Genomic DNA, 19,337 nt, shown 5'->3' with positions numbered 1-19,337 from the left:
GCTCAGACTGCAGAGACATCCTCCAGGGCCCGTGCAATCTCCGCGGGGAGCGCAGACAACTGCGCATCCAGCAGCTCCTTGAGCTGGACAGCGTTCCGGGGCCCCACCACGGCAGTGGAAACCCCTGGCCGGGACAGCAGCCAGCTCAACGAAACGTCAAGGGGTGAGCGGCCCAGTCCGCGTGCAGCCATTGCCACCGCTTCCACTACACGGGAGGCCCGTGGCTCAAGATATGGCTCCACATAGCTGGCGAGCCTGTCCTGGGCTGCCCGGGAATCAGCAGGAATCTGGCCTCGGTATTTTCCGCTGAGCACACCGCGCCCCAGCGGGGCCCAGGCCATCAGGCCGAGGCCGGCGTCCTCCACGGCAGGGATAAGTTCTTCTTCGGGCTTGCGATGTACCAGTGAATATTCGGACTGGTTGGCTACCAGCGTGAATCCAGCCACAGCCGAAGCCTTGGCCGTCTGCCAGCCGTTGTAGTTTGAAATGCCCACGTAGCGGGCCCGTCCGCTCCGCTGGGCCAACTCCAATGCCGAGAGTGTTTCGTCCAAGGGCACGTTCGGATCCCACTCCTGGGCGAACCAGATATCTATATAGTCCGTTCCAAGCCGGGCAAGGCTCGCATCCAGCGCGGACAGCAGGGCGCCCCGGGAAGCGTTGACGCTGCGGCGGGTTTCCGACGACGACACGCCCGCTTTCGTGGAAATCACCACCTCGGACCGGGCAACAACGTCGCCCAGCATGGATCCCAGCATTGCCTCTGCCCGGCCCTGCGCGTAGGATGCGGCGGTGTCCACAACCGTCCCACCGGCGGCAACGAACGCGTGGAGCAGTTCGGCAGCGTCCTGTTCATCCGTCTCCTGCGCCCAGGACATGGTTCCAAGGGACAAGGAGGACACGCGGAACCCACTGTTCCCGACATAACGCTGCTGCATAGCTGCTAGCTTACGGGCAGTTACCAGTGTTCATGACGTAGGGTCTATTCACGTGAACTGGATAGAAGCAGCCTTGCTGGGCCTCGTGCAAGGCCTCACCGAATTCCTCCCGATTTCCTCGAGCGCGCACCTGCGGATCGTCGGCTCATTCCTGCCGGATGCAGCCGATCCGGGTGCGGCCTTTACAGCCATCACGCAGCTGGGAACCGAGACCGCCGTCATCGTGTACTTTTGGCGTGACATCGTCCGTATTGTGCGGGCCTGGTTCGGTTCCCTGACGGGCAAGGTGGAACGCAACGACCCCGATGCCCGCATGGGCTGGCTGGTTATCCTGGGCAGCCTGCCCATCATCATTCTTGGGCTGTTGTTCCAGGACCAGATCGAGTCAGTCCTTCGCAGCATGTGGATTGTGGCCACAATGCTCATTGTGTTTGGCATGATCCTGGCGGTCGCCGATGCCATTGGGCGGCAGGAACGCGACCTGACGCAACTGACTTACAAGCACGGCATCCTCTACGGTTTCGCCCAGGCAATGGCCTTGATCCCCGGCGTGTCGCGCTCAGGCGGCACCATCACCGCCGGCCTGCTCATGGGCTACACCCGTGAAGCAGCAGCGCGCTACTCATTCCTGCTTGCCATCCCCGCAGTGTTCGGCAGCGGGTTGTACCAGCTCTACAAGACGGTCACGAAAGAGGGCCTGGCAGGGCCCTACGGCCTGCCGGAAACAGCTCTGGCCACAGTCATTGCCTTTGTTGTCGGTTATGTCATCATCGGCTGGTTCCTCAAATTTGTGTCCACGCGCAGTTACCGGCTCTTCGTTTGGTACCGGATCTTCCTGGGGTTGGCTTTATATGTCCTGCTCGGTTTCGGTGTGATCAGCGCCTAGCACTAAGGTTGAGTCGTGAAATCGTGGACCTCCCGCCCTGTACCTGAGCTGCCCGGCAGCATGCCGCCCATACGGCTGTACGACACCGCCGCCGGTCGTGTCGTGGAGGTGGAGCGGCAAGCGGAGCAATCGATGTACGTCTGCGGCATCACGCCGTACGACGCAACGCATATGGGCCACGCGGCAAGTTACGTGGCGTTCGATCTTCTGAACCGTGCGTGGCGTGACGCGGGCGTCAGGGTGTCCTACGTGCAGAACGTTACGGACGTTGACGACCCCCTGTTGGAACGGGCCACCGCAACAGGCGTGGACTGGCGCGAACTGGCACAAAGCCAGATCGACCTTTTCCAAACCGACATGGACGCCCTGAATGTCCTGGCACCGAACCATTACATCGGTGCTGTCGAGGCCATCCCCGATATCGTGCCGGCCATCGAACAACTCATTGCCGATGGTGTCGCTTACCGCGTCCAGGGCAGCGACGAGGAACCCGACGGCGATGTCTACTACGACGTCGAAGCCGCCGGCAAGCGCTCGGACGCCACAGACGCTTGGACGCTGGGCGGTATTTCCGGCCTTGGTGAAGCCGAGATGCTCACCCTGTTCGCCGAGCGCGGGGGAGACCCCACGAGGCCGGGCAAGCGGAACGCCCTGGACCCCCTCCTGTGGAGGGTCGCCCGTGAGGGTGAGCCCCATTGGCCGGGTGCAAGCCTCGGGGCCGGCCGGCCTGGGTGGCACATCGAATGTACGGTGATCGCGCAGAAGTACCTTCCCGCGCCGTTCACTGTCCAAGGGGGCGGCTCTGACCTGATCTTCCCGCACCACGAAATGGGAGCAGGCCACGCCTATTCACTGGCCGGCGTCCCGCTGGCCCGTCACTATTCCCACGCCGGCATGGTGGGCCTGGACGGGGAAAAGATGAGCAAGTCCAAGGGAAACCTGGTACTCGTCTCCAAACTCCGCGCAGCCGGTGAAGAACCCGCCGCCATCCGCCTGGCAATCCTTGCCAACCACTACCGCTCCGACTGGTCCTGGACCGATCAAGCCTTCGCAGAAGCCAAGGAAAGGCTTGCACTCTGGCGGGAAGCCCTGGAACTGGCCCCGGCCGGTTCGGCTGCCGGCCTCGTCACGTCAATGCGCCAGCAGCTGGCCGAGGACCTCGACGCTCCGGGTGCGATTGCCGCCGTCGATCTGTGGGCCCGGGAAGCAGTACGCAACAGCGCAGACAAGTCCGTCCAGGACGCTGCCTTGGTCTCCGATGCCATTGACGCCTTGCTTGGGGTTGAGCTCTAAGGCCGGGCATTCCCCAACAACTGCCAACGGCCCCGACAAATGTCGGGGCCGTTGCGCGTTTTCGAGTCGGGTTCCAGTCGGCTTCCTACGGGCGCTCTTTGCCCCGACGCTTGAGGTAGCGCTCAAATTCCCGGGCTATGGATTCGCCCGACGCTTCCGGGAGGTCGGCGGTGTCCTTCGCTTCCTCCAGCTGACGCACGTAAGCGGCAATTTCCGGGTCCTCGGTCGCGAGTTCATCCACACCGCGTTCCCAGGCTTCCGATTCCTCGGCGAGTGCATGGCTGTCCAGGGGAACCTGGAGCAGATCTTCAATCCTGTGCAGGATCGCGAGTTGGGCTTTGGGGGAGGGCGGCTGGGCCACGTAATGGGGAACCGCCGCCCACAGCGAAACGGTGGGCAGGCCCGCCAGCATCGCGAATTCGCCCAAAACGCCGACGATTCCCACAGGGCCCTCGTACTGGGAGGCTTCAAGGTTCAGTCGTTCCCGCAGGGAATTGTCCTCGGTGGTGGTGCTGACCGGGATGGGGCGGCTGTGTGGAACATCGGCGAGCAGGGCACCGACGAGGATGACGGAGTCCACCTTCAGCGCCTCAGCGTGTACCAGCAATTCGGTGGTGTACGCGCGCCAGCGGTAGGAAGGTTCGGTTCCGAGAACAAAGACCACGTCCACATTGCTGTCCGGAACCGAGGCTTTGTAGATCCGCGTTGATGGCCACTTGACTTTCCGGGCGCCTGAGGAAGTCCGCCGTACGGTGGGCCGCGTGAACTGGAAGTCGTAATACTCCTCCGCGTCCACGGTGGCAACCTTCTTGCCGTCCCACAGCTTGTTCAAGTAGTGCAGCGCATCACTGGCGGCCTCACCGGCGTCGTTCCAGCCTTCAAAGGCAGCGATCATTACGGTGACGCGCTGGCCTTCCGCTGGTTCCTTGAGGAAACGCTCGGGCTCCGCGGTGATGTCCTGCCCTTCGGGTGTCCCGTCCACACTGTTCATCCACTCACCCTACGTCCAAGTCCCCGCTGGATGCATGGCATTTCGCGTGGACGCGTGTCCCGGATTCGCCCACAGCGCAATGCCGGGACGGTCGGCCCCCAGGTTCCACGTAGACTGGAAACCATGCATTCAACACCCAGCCAGCCCCTCCTCAAAGCCGTGCTCTGGGACATGGATGGCACACTCGTGGACACCGAACCCTATTGGATCGCGGCCGAGCGTGCACTGGTGGAGGCCCATGGCGGCACCTGGTCACACCAGCAGGCAATGCAACTGGTCGGTCAGTCCCTCTTCCACGGTGCTGCCGTTCTGCAGGCCGCCGGAGTACAGCTGGAAGCCCGTGAGATCGTAAATACCTTGAGCGCCCAGGTCATGGCGCAGGTACGGAACGAAGTCCCTTGGCGGCCCGGCGCGCGCGAACTGCTCGATGATCTGCACCAGGCCGGCGTCCGCTGCGCCCTGGTAACCATGTCCGAGCATCCGCTGGCCAGCGTGGTGGTGGAGAGCCTGCCCAAGCCATACTTCGAGTTCATGGTCACCGGCGATACCGTGACCAACGGGAAGCCGCACCCGGAGGCCTACCTTACGGCTGTCGAGCGCCTGAAGCTGGACGACCCTTCGGTCACGGTTGACCATTGCGTCGCCCTGGAGGACTCCATTCCGGGTGCTACGGCCGCCATCGCTTCGGGTGTGGTCACTGTGGGAATTCCCCACCAGGTACCCCTGCCGGAGGATCACCGCATGGTCATGTGGGACACCCTTGTTGGCCGGACAACATCGGATGTGCAGCAACTGCTCCTGGACCGCTTCCCTGCGCTCGACCTCGTTGAAGGGACCAACTAGGTGAGCGGTTCTTCCACACCCCATCACGTCGCGACAAAGAGGGAAGGCATCCCGCTCGGGAGAATCGCGGGCGTTCCGGTCTACCTGGCATACTCATGGTTCGTCATCGCGGCCATTACCGTGCTCTTTTACGGCCCGTTCTTCATGAACTACATTCCGCACCTCGGCAATTGGGCCTACCTCGTGGGGTTTGCCATTGCCGTGCTGCTTGCCGCCTCCGTCCTCATCCATGAGCTCGCGCACGCGCTCAGCGCCAAGGCCTTCAAGTGGCCCACCGAAAAGATCGTGCTGAATCTCTGGGGTGGCCACACACAGTTCGAAAACTTCACCGCGTCACCAGGAAAGTCTGTGGTCGTCGCCTTGGCCGGACCGGCGTCAAACTTCGTCATTGCCGGGATCATGTGGGGTGTTACCTCAACCGAAATGCTCACCGGCGTTCCGGCTTTGCTGGCAGAAATCCTGAAACTCGCCAATCTGGTCATCGGAATCTTCAACGTCCTCCCAGGCATGCCGCTGGACGGAGGACGCCTGGTCGAGTCCGCTGTATGGAAGGCCACCGGCAGCCAGGACAAAGGCACCATCGCTGCCGGATGGTCCGGGCGGATCATTGTGGTGGCCCTGGTCCTCTGGTTCATAGTCTTGCCGTTCCTTAGGGGCCAACTTCCCGATCTCGCGAACACTGTGGTCACCGTACTGGTCTGCGGCTTCCTCTGGATGAGTGCGTCAAGCACCATCCACCACGCCAAGCTGCGCAGCCGGCTGTACCTGGTTACGGCCGCCGGCCTGGCAGAGCGCGCCGTAGGCGTGCCGAACACCTCCACCGTGGCAGATGTCCTGGCGGTCGCTCCCGCCGGAAGTCCCGCCGTCGTGATCTGCGGTCCTGACGGCAAGCCCCAAGGAGTGGTGGACAACGCCGCGATCGCCGGCGTCCCGCCCGAGGTCACGACGACGACGCCCGTCACCGCGGTTGCCCACGCCCTGGCAGCGGGCGCGTACGTCCCTGAATGGTCCAAAGGGCAGGAGCTGATCCAGTACCTGGCGCGGCTGGAAGGGGGCGAATACGCTGTGGTGGACCACAACGGGATCGTCACCGGCCTGCTGAGACAAGAGGCCGTAGTGACGGCCATAACAGGCAAGGAAGCCCGCAGGAGCGGTCGCCCCTGACCCTACGACCGGTAGAGTTACATGCCGGCCGCCTAAGCAACGAACCATATCGACTGGCGCCCACCCAGCCAGCATCACGTCGCGGCCCAGCCGTACAAGAGCGAGGAACACCACATGAGCAGCGAAACCGCCGCCCCCGAGGCCAGCGCAGGCCCTGACGAGGCAGGTACGGGTTCCGCCGTGCAGCCCACAGGCGCTGCACGACGTCGCGGCCCCTTCCGCGTAGGCGAGCGGGTTCAGCTCACTGACGAACGCGGACGGATGAACACCATCACGTTGGAGGTCGGCGGGGCATTCCACACCCACCGCGGTTTCCTCAACCATGATGAAATCATCGGTAAGGTAGACGGTTCCGTGGTCAGCAACAACGTCGGCCAGCAGTACCAGACGTTGCGCCCGCTGTTGTCCGACTTCGTGTTGTCCATGCCCCGAGGCGCCGCTGTTGTCTACCCCAAGGACGCGGCCCAGATCGTCACCATGGCGGACATCTTCCCTGGTGCGCGTGTCGTCGAAGCCGGCGTTGGTTCGGGCGCACTGTCAATCTCCCTGCTTCGTGCGGTGGGCGACGGCGGTTACCTGCACTCGTTTGAACGCCGCGAAGAATTCGCCGACATCGCGCGCGGCAACGTGGAAACCATTTTCGGCGGACCGCACCCGGCATGGCAGATCTCCCTTGGCGACTTTCAGGAGGAAGTGGTCAAGGCCGAGGCCCCTGGCTCCGTGGACCGGGTAGTCCTGGATATGCTCGCGCCTTGGGAGTGCTTGGACGCTGTTGCCACGGTACTTGCGCCCGGCGGCGTATGGATCAACTACGTAGCTACAGTTACCCAGTTGTCGCGTACCGCCGAGGCCATCAGGGCTGACGGACGCTTCACTGAACCGGATGCCTGGGAATCCATGGTGCGCGGCTGGCACCTGGAAGGCCTCGCCGTACGGCCCGATCACAGGATGGTGGCCCACACCGGCTTCCTCCTGGTGACCCGCCGCCTTGCCGATGGTGTGACCGGCATTTCCGTGAAGCGTCGTCCTTCCAAGACCGAATTCAGCGAAGAGGACCTGAACGCCTGGACCCCCGCCGCCGTCGGTGAGCGTTCAGTATCCGACAAAAAGCTCCGCCGCGCGGCCCGTGATGCCATCGCCGGAACCAACGTCCAGGACGATCCCCCGGTCACAAACTGAAAAGGTCACAATAGGGTCCGCATTCCGGATGTCACCAAGCACCCTGCGCTTTTCGGGACTAAGGTCTTGTTAAGCGCAGGAAGGGGCTGATGATTCGTGGATACGCCAAACAACGACCTTGGACGGCCGACGCCGGAGGATGCAAACACCGCGGCAGGGGAGAGGGCGGATCGGGGTCCCGTCCCGGTTCAACCGCCGGAACCATCGACTGAGCTCACTGTTGCCGAACGGCAGATCAACATCCTGCGGGACAAGCTGCGTCACATCGACCGCCAACTGGCTGCTGCCACCCAGAACAACGGCAAGCTCGTCAGCATGCTCGAAACCGCCCGTGGCGAAATACTTCGCTTGAAGGGGGCCTTGGAGCAGGAAGGGCAGCCGCCCTACAGCTTTGGTACGGTGCTCCAGATCAACCCGCGAAAGCAGCCTGCCCCCGGCAGCTCCGGACAGGCGGCCACCGAGGAATCGGTGGACATCTTCAATGCCGGCCGGAAGATGCGCGTGGGAGTCAGCCCGCTGGTCAACGTCAACCAGCTCGCAGTGGGGCAGGAAGTACTCCTCAACGAGGCATTGCTCATCGTGGCGGGCCTCGGCTACGAACGGGCCGGCGAGCTGGTCACGTTGAAGGAAATGCTGGGCAAGGACCGTGCCCTGGTGGTCGGCCGCGCCGACGAGGAACGGGTGGTCCGGCTGTCCGGCGCCCTCCAGGAGCTTCACTTGAAGGTCGGTGACGCCTTGTCCTTGGATTCCCGGACAGGCTACGTCCTGGAGAAGGTGCCGCGCGCAGAAGTGGAAAACCTCGTCCTTGAGGAAGTTCCCGACATCACCTACCAGGACATCGGCGGCCTCGGTCCCCAGATCGAACAGATCCGCGACGCCGTGGAGTTGCCGTTCCTCCATCCGGACCTCTACCGGGAACACGGGCTGAAGGCCCCCAAAGGCATACTGCTCTACGGCCCTCCGGGCTGCGGCAAGACACTCATCGCCAAGGCAGTGGCCAACTCCCTCGCGGCCCGCGCCGCTGAACGGGCCGGCAACACGGACCTCAAGAGCTACTTCCTCAACATCAAAGGCCCGGAGCTTTTGGACAAGTACGTTGGGGAGACCGAACGCCACATCCGGCTGATCTTCGCCCGGGCGCGCGAAAAGGCCTCGGACGGCAGCCCCGTCGTTGTCTTCTTCGATGAGATGGACTCACTGTTCCGCACCCGCGGCACCGGAGTGTCATCCGACGTCGAAACCACCATTGTGCCGCAGTTGCTCAGCGAAATTGACGGTGTGGAGCGGCTGGACAACGTCATCGTGATCGGTGCTTCCAACCGCGAAGACATGATCGATCCCGCCATCCTGCGGCCGGGACGCCTGGACGTGAAGGTCAAGATCCAACGGCCCGACGCAGAGGCCGCCGCCGACATTTTCGGAAAGTACATCACCACCGACCTGCCGTTCCATGCCCAGGACCTGGCCGAATATGGCGGAGACGTCCAGGCAACGGTGGACGCCATGGTCCAGCGCACCGTGGAGGCCATGTACTCGACGGAAAAGTCCAACGAATACCTCGAGGTCACTTACGCCAACGGTGACACCGAAATGCTGTACTTCAAGGACTTCAACTCCGGTGCCGTGGTGCAGAACGTGGTGGACAGGGCCAAGAAGTACGCCATCAAGGATCTCCTGACCAACCACCAGAAGGGCCTGAGGATCGAGCACCTTCTCCGGGCGGTAGTGGATGAATTCCGCGAGCACGAGGACATGCCGAACACCACAAACCCTGATGACTGGGCACGGATTTCGGGCAAGAAGGGCGAACGCATCACGTACATCCGCACCATTGTGCAGGGCAAGGCCGGGCAGGAACCGGGCAAGTCCATCGAAACCACCGCCAACACGGGCCAGTACCTGTGACAGCAAGACCCGAAGGTACACCTGCAGAAAAGTTGCCCGCTGGCGGTGCGATGCGCGTCATGGGATCCGAGACGGAATACGGAATCCACGCGCCCTCGGCTCCGGGGGCCAACGCCACCATGATGTCCGCCAGGATCATCCAGGCGTACGCCACCGTCACGCGCCAGCGCGCGGCGGGCGGTGCCGAAACGCGGTGGGACTACACCGATGAAGAGCCACTGCACGACGCCCGCGGCTGGACGCTTGACCGGTCGGCAGCGGACCCGAGCCAGCTCACCGACCAGCCGCCAGTGCTCGACGCCGAGGCCGTCGCCTTGGCGTATGGTCGCCAGGAACTGGAACTTGATGGCGCGGATGAGTCCGGTTCCCTGCTCATGAACATGGTGCTGGGAAACGGTGCCCGCCTCTACGTGGACCATGCGCATCCGGAGTATTCCAGCCCGGAGGTCACCAACCCCCGGGATGCAGTAGCCTGGGACGCCGCGGGCGATGTCGTTGCCCTTGCCACCGTGCGGAAGGTTGCCGCGGACACCAGCCTGCCCGCCATCAATCTCTACAAGAACAACACGGACAACAAATCGGTATCGTATGGTTCGCACGAGAACTACCTGATGCCGCGCTCGGTGCCCTTTGGCGACATCATCCGGGGCCTGACCCCGTTCTTCGTCTCCCGGCAGGTAACTTGCGGTGCCGGCCGCGTGGGACTGGGACAGGACAGTTCAACTCCCGGTTACCAGATCAGCCAGCGCGCGGATTTCTTCGAAGCTGAGGTGGGCCTGGAGACAACAATCCGGCGTCCCATCATCAACACGCGGGACGAACCACATGCAACGGCGGACAAGTACCGCCGCCTGCATGTCATCATCGGGGACGCCAATCTCAGCCAGGTTTCCAACTACCTCAAATTTGGAACCACGGCCATGGTCCTGAGCCTCATCGAGGCCGGACAAGCTCCCAAAATCGAGGTCCATGAACCAGTCCAGGCGCTCCAGGCCATCAGCCATGACACAACGCTGACCGCGACAGTCCGGCTCCTTGATGGACGAAGGGTGACGGCCCTCGATCTCCAGTGGATGTACTACGAGGCCGCGGCCAAGCTTGCCCAGGAAAGCGGTGTAGCAGACTCCGTGACCGGTGACGGCCATACCCACGACGTCCTGTTGCGGTGGGAATCCACTCTGACAGCACTCGGCTCCGATGTGCGGGCCGCGGCTTCATCCGTCGAATGGGTTGCCAAGAAATCGATCCTCGAAGGCTATCGAAACAGGGACGGACTGGGCTGGGACGATGCCCGGCTTGGTTTGGTGGACCTGCAGTGGTCCGACATCCGTCCCGAAAAGGGCCTCTACTACAGGCTTCTGTCCAACAACCGCATGATGCGGGTGGTGGACGACGCCGACATCGCCCGGGCGGTGACGGAACCGCCGTCGGATACGCGCGCGTATTTCCGCGGCAGGTGCGTTTCGAGGTTTGGCAAGGATGTTGTAGGCGCGAGCTGGGACTCGGTGATCTTCGATGTCCCGGGGTTGGGAAAGCTCCAGCGCGTGCCAACCCGCGAACCTTTGCGGGGTACCCGGGCGCTGACCGGTGCACTCTTTGATCGCCACCAGGAAGCGGGCCCGTTCCTTGCTGAATTGCTGGGCCAGAATCCGCCCACGGCAAAGGCCTGAGACGGTGTCCGCCACAGGAACATTCGTACCTGTCCAAAGCCGTACGCAGCAGCCCGCAGCGTGGCAATATGGCAGTAGGAAGTCTCCAGCACCAGGGGACTGACAGTAGGGAGAAAGAAAATGGCAGCTCAGGAGCAGCAACAACCGCAGTCACGGGAAACCGAAGCTGAAGTGGACGTCCCGGAGGCTCCGCCTGCAGCGCCCGAAGCCCAGGCATCCGAGGCAACGCAGGGCGTGGATGATCTCCTCGACGAAATTGACGGCGTGCTCGAATCAAATGCCGAAGAGTTCGTCAGGGCTTTCGTCCAAAAAGGCGGCCAGTAACCGGCCCCACCCAAGGATGTACACCCGGCCGGCGTGAGGTCGCCGGGCAACGGAACGCAGAGTCGAAGGAGTGCAGCAATGCAGGACCCATCAAACGGCCCCCTGGCCACCCAGGCAACGTCTTCCTTTACGGAGCATCTCCAACGCTCGCGTCCTGAACTCCTTCCGTTCAACCAGGCCCTGCCCGCCGGAACCGTACCGTCATCGCCGCACGCCACCACGATCGTGGCACTTACCTATGCCGGTGGCGTGCTGATGGCGGGGGACCGGCGCGCCACCATGGGCAACGTGATCGCGAGCCGGCACATCGAAAAGGTGTTTCCTGCCGATGAATATTCAGTGCTGGGAATCGCCGGCACTGCGGGTCTGGCCATCGATATCACCCGTCTTTTCCAGGTGGAACTGGAGCATTACGAGAAGATCGAGGGAACGCTCCTGAGCCTGGTGGGTAAGGCCAACCGGCTGGGAGCCATGATCCGCGGAAACCTTCCCATGGCAATGCAGGGGATGGCCGTCATTCCGCTCTTTGCCGGGTTCGACCACGGCACCGGCGTTGGGCGTTTGTTCTCCTACGACGTCACGGGAGGCCGCTATGAGGAACAGGAACACCACTCGGTGGGTTCGGGTTCGGTCTTTGCAAGGGGTGCCCTCAAAAAGCTGTGGAAGCCCAATCTCTCGGAGGAGGACGCAATCGCGGTTGCGGTAGAGGCACTCTATGACGCCGCGGATGATGATTCTGCCACCGGCGGTCCGGACCCCGTGCGCCAGCTCTGGCCCGTGGTTTACACAGTGAACCGTGCCGGCAACCGCCGGGTTCCCGAACGTGACCTGGCCGCCATTTCCGGTGCGATCGTTGAGTCACGGGCCATCGCCGGACGGGAGGCCTGAGATGACGCAGCAGTTCTACGTTTCTCCTGAACAACTGATGAAGGACCGTGCGGACTTTGCCCGGAAGGGCATCGCACGGGGCCGGTCAGTAGTGGTGATCAGCTGCGCGGACGGCATCGCCCTGATCGCGGAGAACCCGTCACCGTCCCTGCACAAAATAGGGGAAATCTACGACAAGATTGCCTTCGCCGCAGTGGGCAAATACAACGAGTTCGAGAGCCTGCGGCAAGCCGGTGTCCGCTACGCCGACGTCCGTGGGTACTCCTATGACCGCGAAGACGTCACGGCCCGCGGGCTTGCCAGCGTGTACGCGCAAAGCCTGGGAGCCGTGTTTACCGCTGAGCAAAAGCCCTTCGAGGTGGAACTGGCCGTGGCCGAAGTCGGCGCCGCGCAGGAGCAGGACCACCTCTACCGCCTGACCTTCGACGGCTCCATCGCGGACGAGAACGGCTTTGTGGTCATGGGCGGTTTGGCGGACCAGATTTCCGACGTCGTCAGCCGCGCCTGGGAGCCCGAGCTCAGTTTGGCCGGGGCCATGCGTTTGGCCTTGCGGGCCCTGGCCGCGGACAAGGACGTTGAAGCCCTCCCGGCTACCGCCGTCGAAGCCGCTGTTCTCTACCGCGCATCGGAGAGCCACCGCGGATCGCGCCGCGCATTCCGGCGGCTGCTGCCCGAGGACATGACGCTGTTGCTCACAGAGGAGGCCTGAGATGGACAAACGGATATTCGGCATCGAAACAGAGTTTGGAATTTCATATTCCAGCCCGGATTCGCGTCCCTTGGCACCGGAGGAGGTAGCGCGCTACCTCTTCAGGAAGGTGGTGAGCTGGGGGAGGTCCTCCAATGTCTTCCTGACCAATGGCTCACGGCTGTACCTGGACGTGGGCTCCCACCCGGAGTACGCCACAGCGGAGTGCGATGACCTTGCCCAGCTCATCGCCCACGACAGGGCGGGCGAACTCATTCTTGACGACCTCGTGGACGAAGCCCAAAGCAGGCTTGCCGCAGAGGGCTTCAACGGCACCGTCTACCTTTTCAAGAACAACACCGACTCGGCCGGCAACTCCTACGGAAGCCACGAGAACTACCTGATTCCCCGCCGCGGAGAGTTCTCCCGTTTGGCGGAAATCCTGATTCCCTTCCTGGTCACCCGCCAGTTGATCGCAGGGGCCGGCAAAGTGCTGAAGACCCCGCACGGCGCCACGTTCGCTTTCTCACAGCGGGCCGATCACATCTGGGAGGGTGTTTCCTCGGCAACCACGCGTTCCCGGCCCATCATCAACACTCGCGACGAGCCACACGCGGACGCTGAGTTCTACCGCCGGCTCCACGTAATCGTGGGGGACTCGAACATGTCCGAGACGTCGGCGCTGCTCAAGGTCGGCACTGTGGACCTGATCCTTCGCATGATTGAGTCGGGTGTCATCATGCGGGACATGCGCATGGAGAACCCGATCCGCAGTATCCGCGAGATTTCGCACGACCTCACCGGCCGCGCATTGGTCCGTCTTGCCAACGGCCGGCAGCTCACGGCCCTGGATATCCAACGCGAGTACCTCACCAAAGTCACCGATTTTGTTGCCAGCAACGGGGCGCACAATGCCCACGTTCCTTTGATCCTGGACCTGTGGAAGCGCACGCTGGATGCCATCGAGAGCGGCGACACCAGCACCATTGACACCGAGGTCGACTGGGCGATCAAGAAGAAGCTCATGGACGGCTACATGCGCCGGCACGGGCTCAGCCTCGATTCGCCGCGGATCGCCCAACTGGACCTGACGTACCACGACATCTCAAGGCAGCGGGGCCTGTTCTTCCTGCTGCAGTCCCGGGGCGCAGCCCGCCGGCTGGTCACGGAGACAGACGTGAAGGACGCCGTGGACGCACCGCCCCAGACTACGCGCGCCAAGTTGCGGGGCGACTTCGTGCGCCGGGCACAGGAACTCGGGAGGGACTACACCGTCGACTGGGTCCACCTGAAACTGAACGACCGGGCACACCAGACCATTCTCTGCAAGGATCCTTTCCGCAGCGAAGATGACCGGGTGGATGCGCTTCTGGATTCGATGGGCTGAACGCATTCGATGGGCCGAACGGCGCTTTAAGCTGGCTCTCAGCTTCGCGGGCTATTCTGGATAATGGTCTCTTTCCGAGAGACAACCTGCTTGGAGGCGTCATTCGCTGTTCCGAGTGTCCTTTGCCCCGACGAAAGTGTCTTTTTGTGCGCCGACTCCTAGCAATTCTCCTTCCTGCCCTGCTGCTCGTCACCGCGTGCGGCGGAAGCCAACCGGCCGCCGAGCCCACCAGCCAGTCCGCCGGTGACATCTCCAAGCTCGACTCCTTGAAAGTGACCGACAACGGGAACGACAAAGCACCCGGAGTTGAATTCTCCAAACCGCTCAGCGTGAGCGAGCCCACCGCCAAGGTAGTCATTGACGGTGAAGGGGAGCGGATCAAGGCCGGCCAGACCGCAGAGCTTGTGTACGTTGCCGTTGATGGCACCGATGGCAAGACCGTGGAGGACACCTACGCCAACGGCCCCCAGCCGATCGAGTTGACCGATGAATTGAAGACCGGCAACGCCCAGGTCTACAACGCAATCGTCGGCGCCAAGATCGGCTCACAGATCGCCTTTGCCGCTCCCGGCAACGCCTCGGCATCTCCTGCTGCCTCAACCCAGTTGGTTGTCTTCAAGCTGATTTCCGCCAAGGACCCTGCCCCGGTGCTGGACAAGCCCGAAGGCGACACCGTAACCCCTCCCGCCGGTCTGCCCACGGTGAAGGAAGATGACAAGGGTATTCCGCAGATCTCCGTAGACGGTGTTGCTGCCCCCAAGGAACTCATTGCCCAGGACCTCATCAAGGGCAAGGGTGCGGCCGTCAAGGCAACCGACACGCTGACCGTAAACTACGTGGGCGTCAACCTCGTGGGCGGCACCAAGTTCGATTCCAGCTTCGACCGCGGAAAGCCCGCCAGCTTCCCGCTCAGCGGCGTGATCAAGGGCTGGACCCAGGGCCTGGCGGGCAAGACCGTTGGTTCCCGCGTCCTTCTGGTCATCCCGCAGGACCTCGCCTATGGCGCGGCAGGCCAGGGCGAAGCCAAGGGCGATCTCGTCTTCGTCGTGGACATCCTGGGCGTCAAGTAACCCCACATGAAAAGGCGGGCTCTGGCTTAGGCTGGTTCCTGACACCATTCATCCCTCACACCAAGGAGTACCCATGTCATTTGGCCAGCGTGAATTCGACCGCACCAAGCCGGAGATCGACTTTCCCGAAGGCGACGTTCCCACGGACCTCGTCATCACGGACCTGATCGAGGGTACCGGCCGCGAAGCACAGGCCGGGGACACCGTCTCCACCCACTACGTCGGCGTTGCCTGGTCCACAGGCGAAGAGTTCGACGCTTCCTGGGGCCGCGGAGCTCCCCTTGACTTCCGCGTAGGCGTTGGCCAGGTCATCCAGGGCTGGGACCAGGGGCTTCTGGGCATGAAGGTTGGCGGCCGTCGCCGCCTTGAGATCCCGTCGGAGCTGGCTTACGGCTCCCGCGGTGCCGGTGGAGCCATCAAGCCGAACGAAGCCCTGATCTTCGTGGTTGACCTTGTAGCTGTCCGCTAAAGGAACCAGCTCTCCTGCAGGGCGCGTTACCCTCCGGTTCGCCGGGTGGTGACGCGCCTTGCTGTTTTCCCGCTGGACTTTAGTAACGTAGCAACCGTGTCCGCATCCCGCACTGAACGACTCCTGAACCTTCTCCTTGCTTTGCTTAACACCAAGGTAGGGCTTTCGCGCTCCGTCCTGCGCGAAAAGGTCTACCACGACACCGCCGGAAACGACGTCGCCTTTGGGCGTATGTTCGAACGCGACAAAGCCGACCTCAAGCAGTTCGGCTTCGAGGTGGAAACCTTAATGGACCCCAGCAGTTTTGGTGCCGATGACCCCGCCTCGGCCCGCTACAGGATCGGCAAGGACTCCAACAGGCTTCCCGAAGTGAACCTGACGCCTGCAGAGTCCACTGTCCTGCTGCTGGCCGCTCAACTCTGGGAACGCGCGGCCCTGGGAAACGCCGCCGCCAATGCGGTGCGCAAGTTGCAGGCCAGCGGCGGCTTCACCGACGTCGACCTTCCCGCCGGCGTCCAGCCGCGCATCAAGCCGGCCGGTCAGGCTTTCGACGACGTCGTGGCGGCGATGCATGGCAGGCACCCCGTCCGTTTCGGCTACCTCGCGGTCAGCACCGGACGCGAAGAAACCCGCGAGGTGGAGCCTTGGGGGCTCGGCAGCCGCTTTGGCCAGTGGTATCTGGTGGGCCTTGACAGGGGCAGGGGAGCCAAGAGAATCTTCAGGCTTTCCCGGATGACTACCGCGCTGACCATAGTGACTGGAAGCAGCTTTGAACCTCCGGAAGGCTTCAACGCCCGGGCCGAGCTCGCTTCGCTCAACGAGCTCCCGTTGCAAAGGGCAGTCCTGGAGGTGGACAAGGACCGCTTGCTGGCTCTTCGTAAAAGGGCCATCGCCGCCGAACCCTCCGGCGACGCCCCGGCCCGGGACAGGATCATCGTTGACTTCCGCGACCGTGAACAACTCGCCGAGGAACTGGCGTCGTACGGTCCGCACGTAAAGGTGGCGGAACCAGCTGACTTGCGGGCCGCCGTCGTCCGCCGCCTGAAGGGTGCCGTGGACTTCGATGCCGCGCCGGCTGTGGACGTGAAGTTCCCCGAGGCCGACCGCGCACCGCGCGCCCGGAAGCGTACCTCCGAAGACCAACTGTCCAGGATGCTGCAGTTGGTGCCGTTCCTGGTCCACCACCAGGGCCTGCACATCCAGGAGGTCGCGGACAGGTTCGGCATCTCCCGCAAAGACCTGATCGATGACCTCAAGATCCTCATCTGTTCCGGGCTCCCGGAAGGCTACCCGGATGACCTCCTGGACATCCAATGGGAAAACGATCATGTGTATATCTCGGAGCATCTGGACCTGAACCGTCCCGTGCGATTCAGCGAGGACGAAGCCGCTGCCCTGCTGACAGGCCTGGCAATGCTGGGGGATTTGCCCGCAATGGCCGGCATGGCCGACGACGAGTCCGGGAGCGCCTTGGAATCGGTCACCATCAAGCTCACCGGCGCTGCAGGGCAGGCTGGCCGTTTGGCCGGTTCAGTGGCCGGCCAGTCGGTGGCCCCTGAGCAGTCCGAGGCCTTTGCCACCATCACGCAGGCAATCAGGGACGGCCGGCAACTGCGGCTGCGGTACTTGTCGCTGCAACGCGACGAGGTAACGGAACGGGACGTCGACCCCCTGCGGCTCTACTCGATGGACAACACCTGGTATTTCGAGGCTTACTGCCACAGCAAGGCCGGAACCAGGAACTTCCGGCTGGACAGGGTGGAGGCGTTGGAACCCAACGGCCGTGCCGTGGCAGGCCCGGCATCGGCGGACCAGGACTTTCCCGCACGGCTGTTCACGCCAAGCGACGACGACGTCCTGGTGGTACTGCAGTTGACCCGCCAGGGCGCTGGACTGGCAGATGACTACTACGCCGAACGCACCGCCCAACTACCCGACGGCGGTCGGCTCGCCGAAGTGCGGTTCGGCAACGCAGGGTGGTTGCCCATGTTCGTATCCCAGCACGGCGGAACCGTGCGGATTCTGCAGCCCGGATCCTTGCGGGACGAGGCCCTTGCCTGGTTAAAGGCGGCCTTGGCACAGTACGACTCTGCTTCCGGCGTCCAGGCTGGCTAGACTACTCAGATGCCTTGGTGGTTTTGGATCCTGTTGTGGATCGCACTCGTAGCTCTTGCCCTGCTCCTGCACCTGACCCTGGGGTATCGCTTGTTCAGGAAATTCATGGCAACTGTTCATGAACTGGGCGATGCCGGGAAACGTTTCAGCAACCTTCCTCCTGCCGCTGAAACCTCCGATGTGGAAGTGGACGACGGGCGTCCCTCACCGGGATCCGCAATTTTTGCCTCCCCGGATCAGATGCGTCATGATTACCTGACGGCCAAAGCCTTCCGGCAGGAAGTCCGCCGGAAAAAGCGCGTCCAGCGCAAGGCGGAGCGGGGTCAGCCGCAATCCCTGCACGACATTGAATTCAGATAGACGTAGGATGTATCCAAAAGGAAAGGACCTCCACTTATGAGGCTCGAAGGCTGGCATCTCATCATCATCATCGTCCTGGCTCTGGTGCTTTTCGCAGCGCCGAAGCTGCCGTCCATGGCGCGCAGCATTGGGCAGTCGATGCGTATTTTCAAGTCTGAGGTCCGGGAAATGAAGAAGGACGGTTCTTCCGAAACGAAGGACTCCCAGGACGGTTCTGACCCCGTAGAGGGCAAGGTCGTGGGTCACCCGGACACGAACACCACGAACATGAAGGCCCGGAACAGCGGTGAAACTGACGTTCCGCCCTCCAACCGCGTCTAAAGAGAAGTGGTAGAGACGAAGGGGCGCAAGGCCAACCCCGAAGCCCGGATGGCGCTTCTTGACCACCTCAAGGAGCTGAAGAACCGGCTCTTCAAGGCTGCAATCGGCGTCATCCTCGGTACCGTGGTGGGCTTCATTGTCTACCAGCCGCTCCTGGAGGCCTTGATCAAGCCGATCAAGGACCTCAATGAAAAAGAGGGTCGCGCAGCCACGCTCAACTTCGACGGCGTGGCCAGCTCGTTCGACCTCATGGTCCAGGTCTCGGTTTTCCTCGGCGTACTCCTTTCAAGTCCCGTGTGGATTTACCAGCTCTGGGCCTTCATCGTGCCGGGACTGCATAAGAAGGAGCGCCGCTTGGCGTTGTCCTTCGTGGGCGCTGCCGTGCCCCTGTTTATCGGCGGCGTCCTTCTTGCCTGGCTTGTCCTGCCCAATGCCGTCCGGGTCCTGACGGATTTCACCCCTGTGGGTGGCTCCAACTTCATCAGCGCTGAAATCTACCTTGCGTTTGTCCTGCGGCTTCTGCTCGCGTTCGGCATCGCTTTCCTGGTTCCCGTGGTGCTTGTTGGCCTCAACCTGGCAGGGATCATCAAGGGCAAGCAACTCCTCAAGAGCTGGCGTATCACGATCTTCCTGGTGTGCCTGTTCGCAGCGATGGCCGCTCCCGGCGCTGACGCCATGAGCATGTTCTACCTCGCAGCGCCCATGCTGCTGCTCTTTTTCGCGGCTATTGGAGTATGCCTGCTCAACGATCGTCGTCGTGAGCGCAGGGCCATCAAGCGCGCGGCGGAGACCGAAGCCACTGCCGATATCGCCACCCCGGCCTCGGATCTGGAGAATCTCTAGACCTTG

At 62.8% G+C, this 19,337-nt stretch carries 19 protein-coding genes; 17 read left to right on the top strand and 2 right to left on the bottom strand.

The window, feature by feature from the left end; genetic code table 11:
* Positions 1-2: 2 nt before the first annotated feature.
* On the bottom strand, positions 3-935 hold the full coding sequence (locus AB0N72_RS02235; RefSeq protein WP_363932027.1) for an aldo/keto reductase: 933 nt from the start codon (positions 933-935) through the stop codon (positions 3-5).
* A gap of 52 nt (positions 936-987) precedes the next feature.
* Here AB0N72_RS02235 and AB0N72_RS02230 point away from each other — a divergent pair, with 52 nt between their 5' ends.
* Both AB0N72_RS02230 and mshC read left to right on the top strand, forming a co-directional pair.
* Complete coding sequence (locus tag AB0N72_RS02230; RefSeq protein WP_363932028.1) at positions 988-1,821, top strand: undecaprenyl-diphosphate phosphatase; 834 nt, start codon at positions 988-990, stop codon at positions 1,819-1,821.
* A 15-nt stretch (positions 1,822-1,836) separates the two neighbouring features.
* Complete coding sequence (gene mshC, locus AB0N72_RS02225; protein ID WP_363932029.1) at positions 1,837-3,114, top strand: cysteine--1-D-myo-inosityl 2-amino-2-deoxy-alpha-D-glucopyranoside ligase; 1,278 nt, start codon at positions 1,837-1,839, stop codon at positions 3,112-3,114.
* Between the two features lie 85 nt (positions 3,115-3,199).
* On the opposite strand, the gene AB0N72_RS02220 is transcribed toward mshC, so the two are convergent.
* On the bottom strand, positions 3,200-4,105 hold the full coding sequence (locus tag AB0N72_RS02220; RefSeq protein ID WP_363932030.1) for a PAC2 family protein: 906 nt from the start codon (positions 4,103-4,105) through the stop codon (positions 3,200-3,202).
* 30 nt (positions 4,106-4,135) lie between these two features.
* Between AB0N72_RS02220 and AB0N72_RS02215 the strand changes: the two genes are divergently transcribed.
* The 15 genes from AB0N72_RS02215 (at position 4,136) to tatC (ending at position 19,331) form a co-directional block, all read left to right on the top strand.
* Positions 4,136-4,948, top strand: coding sequence for an HAD family phosphatase (locus tag AB0N72_RS02215; protein WP_363932031.1), 813 nt, complete (start codon positions 4,136-4,138; stop codon positions 4,946-4,948).
* Complete coding sequence (locus AB0N72_RS02210; protein ID WP_363932032.1) at positions 4,949-6,112, top strand: site-2 protease family protein; 1,164 nt, start codon at positions 4,949-4,951, stop codon at positions 6,110-6,112.
* A gap of 114 nt (positions 6,113-6,226) precedes the next feature.
* Positions 6,227-7,291 carry a tRNA (adenine-N1)-methyltransferase gene (locus tag AB0N72_RS02205; protein ID WP_363932033.1) on the top strand — a complete coding sequence of 355 codons (1,065 nt, stop codon included), beginning with the start codon at positions 6,227-6,229 and terminating at the stop codon, positions 7,289-7,291.
* Between the two features lie 96 nt (positions 7,292-7,387).
* Positions 7,388-9,196, top strand: a complete 1,809-nt coding sequence (gene arc, locus AB0N72_RS02200) for a proteasome ATPase (protein WP_363932034.1) — start codon at positions 7,388-7,390, stop codon at positions 9,194-9,196.
* A 50-nt stretch (positions 9,197-9,246) separates the two neighbouring features.
* Complete coding sequence (gene dop, locus AB0N72_RS02195) at positions 9,247-10,866, top strand: depupylase/deamidase Dop (protein ID WP_363932036.1); 1,620 nt, start codon at positions 9,247-9,249, stop codon at positions 10,864-10,866.
* Positions 10,867-10,986: 120 nt separating this feature from the next.
* On the top strand, positions 10,987-11,190 hold the full coding sequence (locus AB0N72_RS02190) for a ubiquitin-like protein Pup (protein ID WP_018777646.1): 204 nt from the start codon (positions 10,987-10,989) through the stop codon (positions 11,188-11,190).
* Positions 11,191-11,268: 78 nt separating this feature from the next.
* Positions 11,269-12,078: a proteasome subunit beta gene (gene prcB, locus AB0N72_RS02185; protein WP_363932037.1), complete on the top strand. Its 810-nt coding sequence runs from the start codon at positions 11,269-11,271 to the stop codon at positions 12,076-12,078.
* A 1-nt stretch (position 12,079) separates the two neighbouring features.
* Complete coding sequence (prcA, locus tag AB0N72_RS02180) at positions 12,080-12,787, top strand: proteasome subunit alpha (RefSeq protein ID WP_363932038.1); 708 nt, start codon at positions 12,080-12,082, stop codon at positions 12,785-12,787.
* Between the two features lies 1 nt (position 12,788).
* The gene (pafA, locus tag AB0N72_RS02175) at positions 12,789-14,153 is read left to right on the top strand and encodes a Pup--protein ligase (protein WP_363932039.1); all 1,365 of its coding nucleotides are present in this window, start codon (positions 12,789-12,791) and stop codon (positions 14,151-14,153) included.
* Positions 14,154-14,299: 146 nt separating this feature from the next.
* Complete coding sequence (locus tag AB0N72_RS02170; protein ID WP_363932040.1) at positions 14,300-15,223, top strand: FKBP-type peptidyl-prolyl cis-trans isomerase; 924 nt, start codon at positions 14,300-14,302, stop codon at positions 15,221-15,223.
* Positions 15,224-15,296: 73 nt separating this feature from the next.
* Entirely contained in the window at positions 15,297-15,692 is a 396-nt protein-coding gene (locus AB0N72_RS02165) for an FKBP-type peptidyl-prolyl cis-trans isomerase (protein WP_363932042.1), read from the top strand.
* Positions 15,693-15,788: 96 nt separating this feature from the next.
* A complete protein-coding gene (locus AB0N72_RS02160; RefSeq protein WP_363932043.1) occupies positions 15,789-17,807 on the top strand; it encodes a WYL domain-containing protein in 2,019 nt (672 codons plus the stop codon).
* Positions 17,808-17,816: 9 nt separating this feature from the next.
* Complete coding sequence (locus tag AB0N72_RS02155; protein WP_363932044.1) at positions 17,817-18,167, top strand: hypothetical protein; 351 nt, start codon at positions 17,817-17,819, stop codon at positions 18,165-18,167.
* Between the two features lie 36 nt (positions 18,168-18,203).
* Positions 18,204-18,488, top strand: coding sequence for a Sec-independent protein translocase subunit TatA (gene tatA / locus AB0N72_RS02150; protein ID WP_363932045.1), 285 nt, complete (start codon positions 18,204-18,206; stop codon positions 18,486-18,488).
* A gap of 6 nt (positions 18,489-18,494) precedes the next feature.
* Positions 18,495-19,331, top strand: a complete 837-nt coding sequence (tatC, locus tag AB0N72_RS02145; protein ID WP_363932047.1) for a twin-arginine translocase subunit TatC — start codon at positions 18,495-18,497, stop codon at positions 19,329-19,331.
* Positions 19,332-19,337: the final 6 nt, after the last annotated feature.

The sequence above is a fragment of the Paenarthrobacter sp. NPDC089307 genome, from assembly GCF_040685055.1.
In the GTDB taxonomy this organism is placed as follows: Bacteria; Actinomycetota; Actinomycetes; order Actinomycetales; family Micrococcaceae; genus Arthrobacter.
This window is presented reverse-complemented; position numbering and strand designations above follow the sequence as displayed.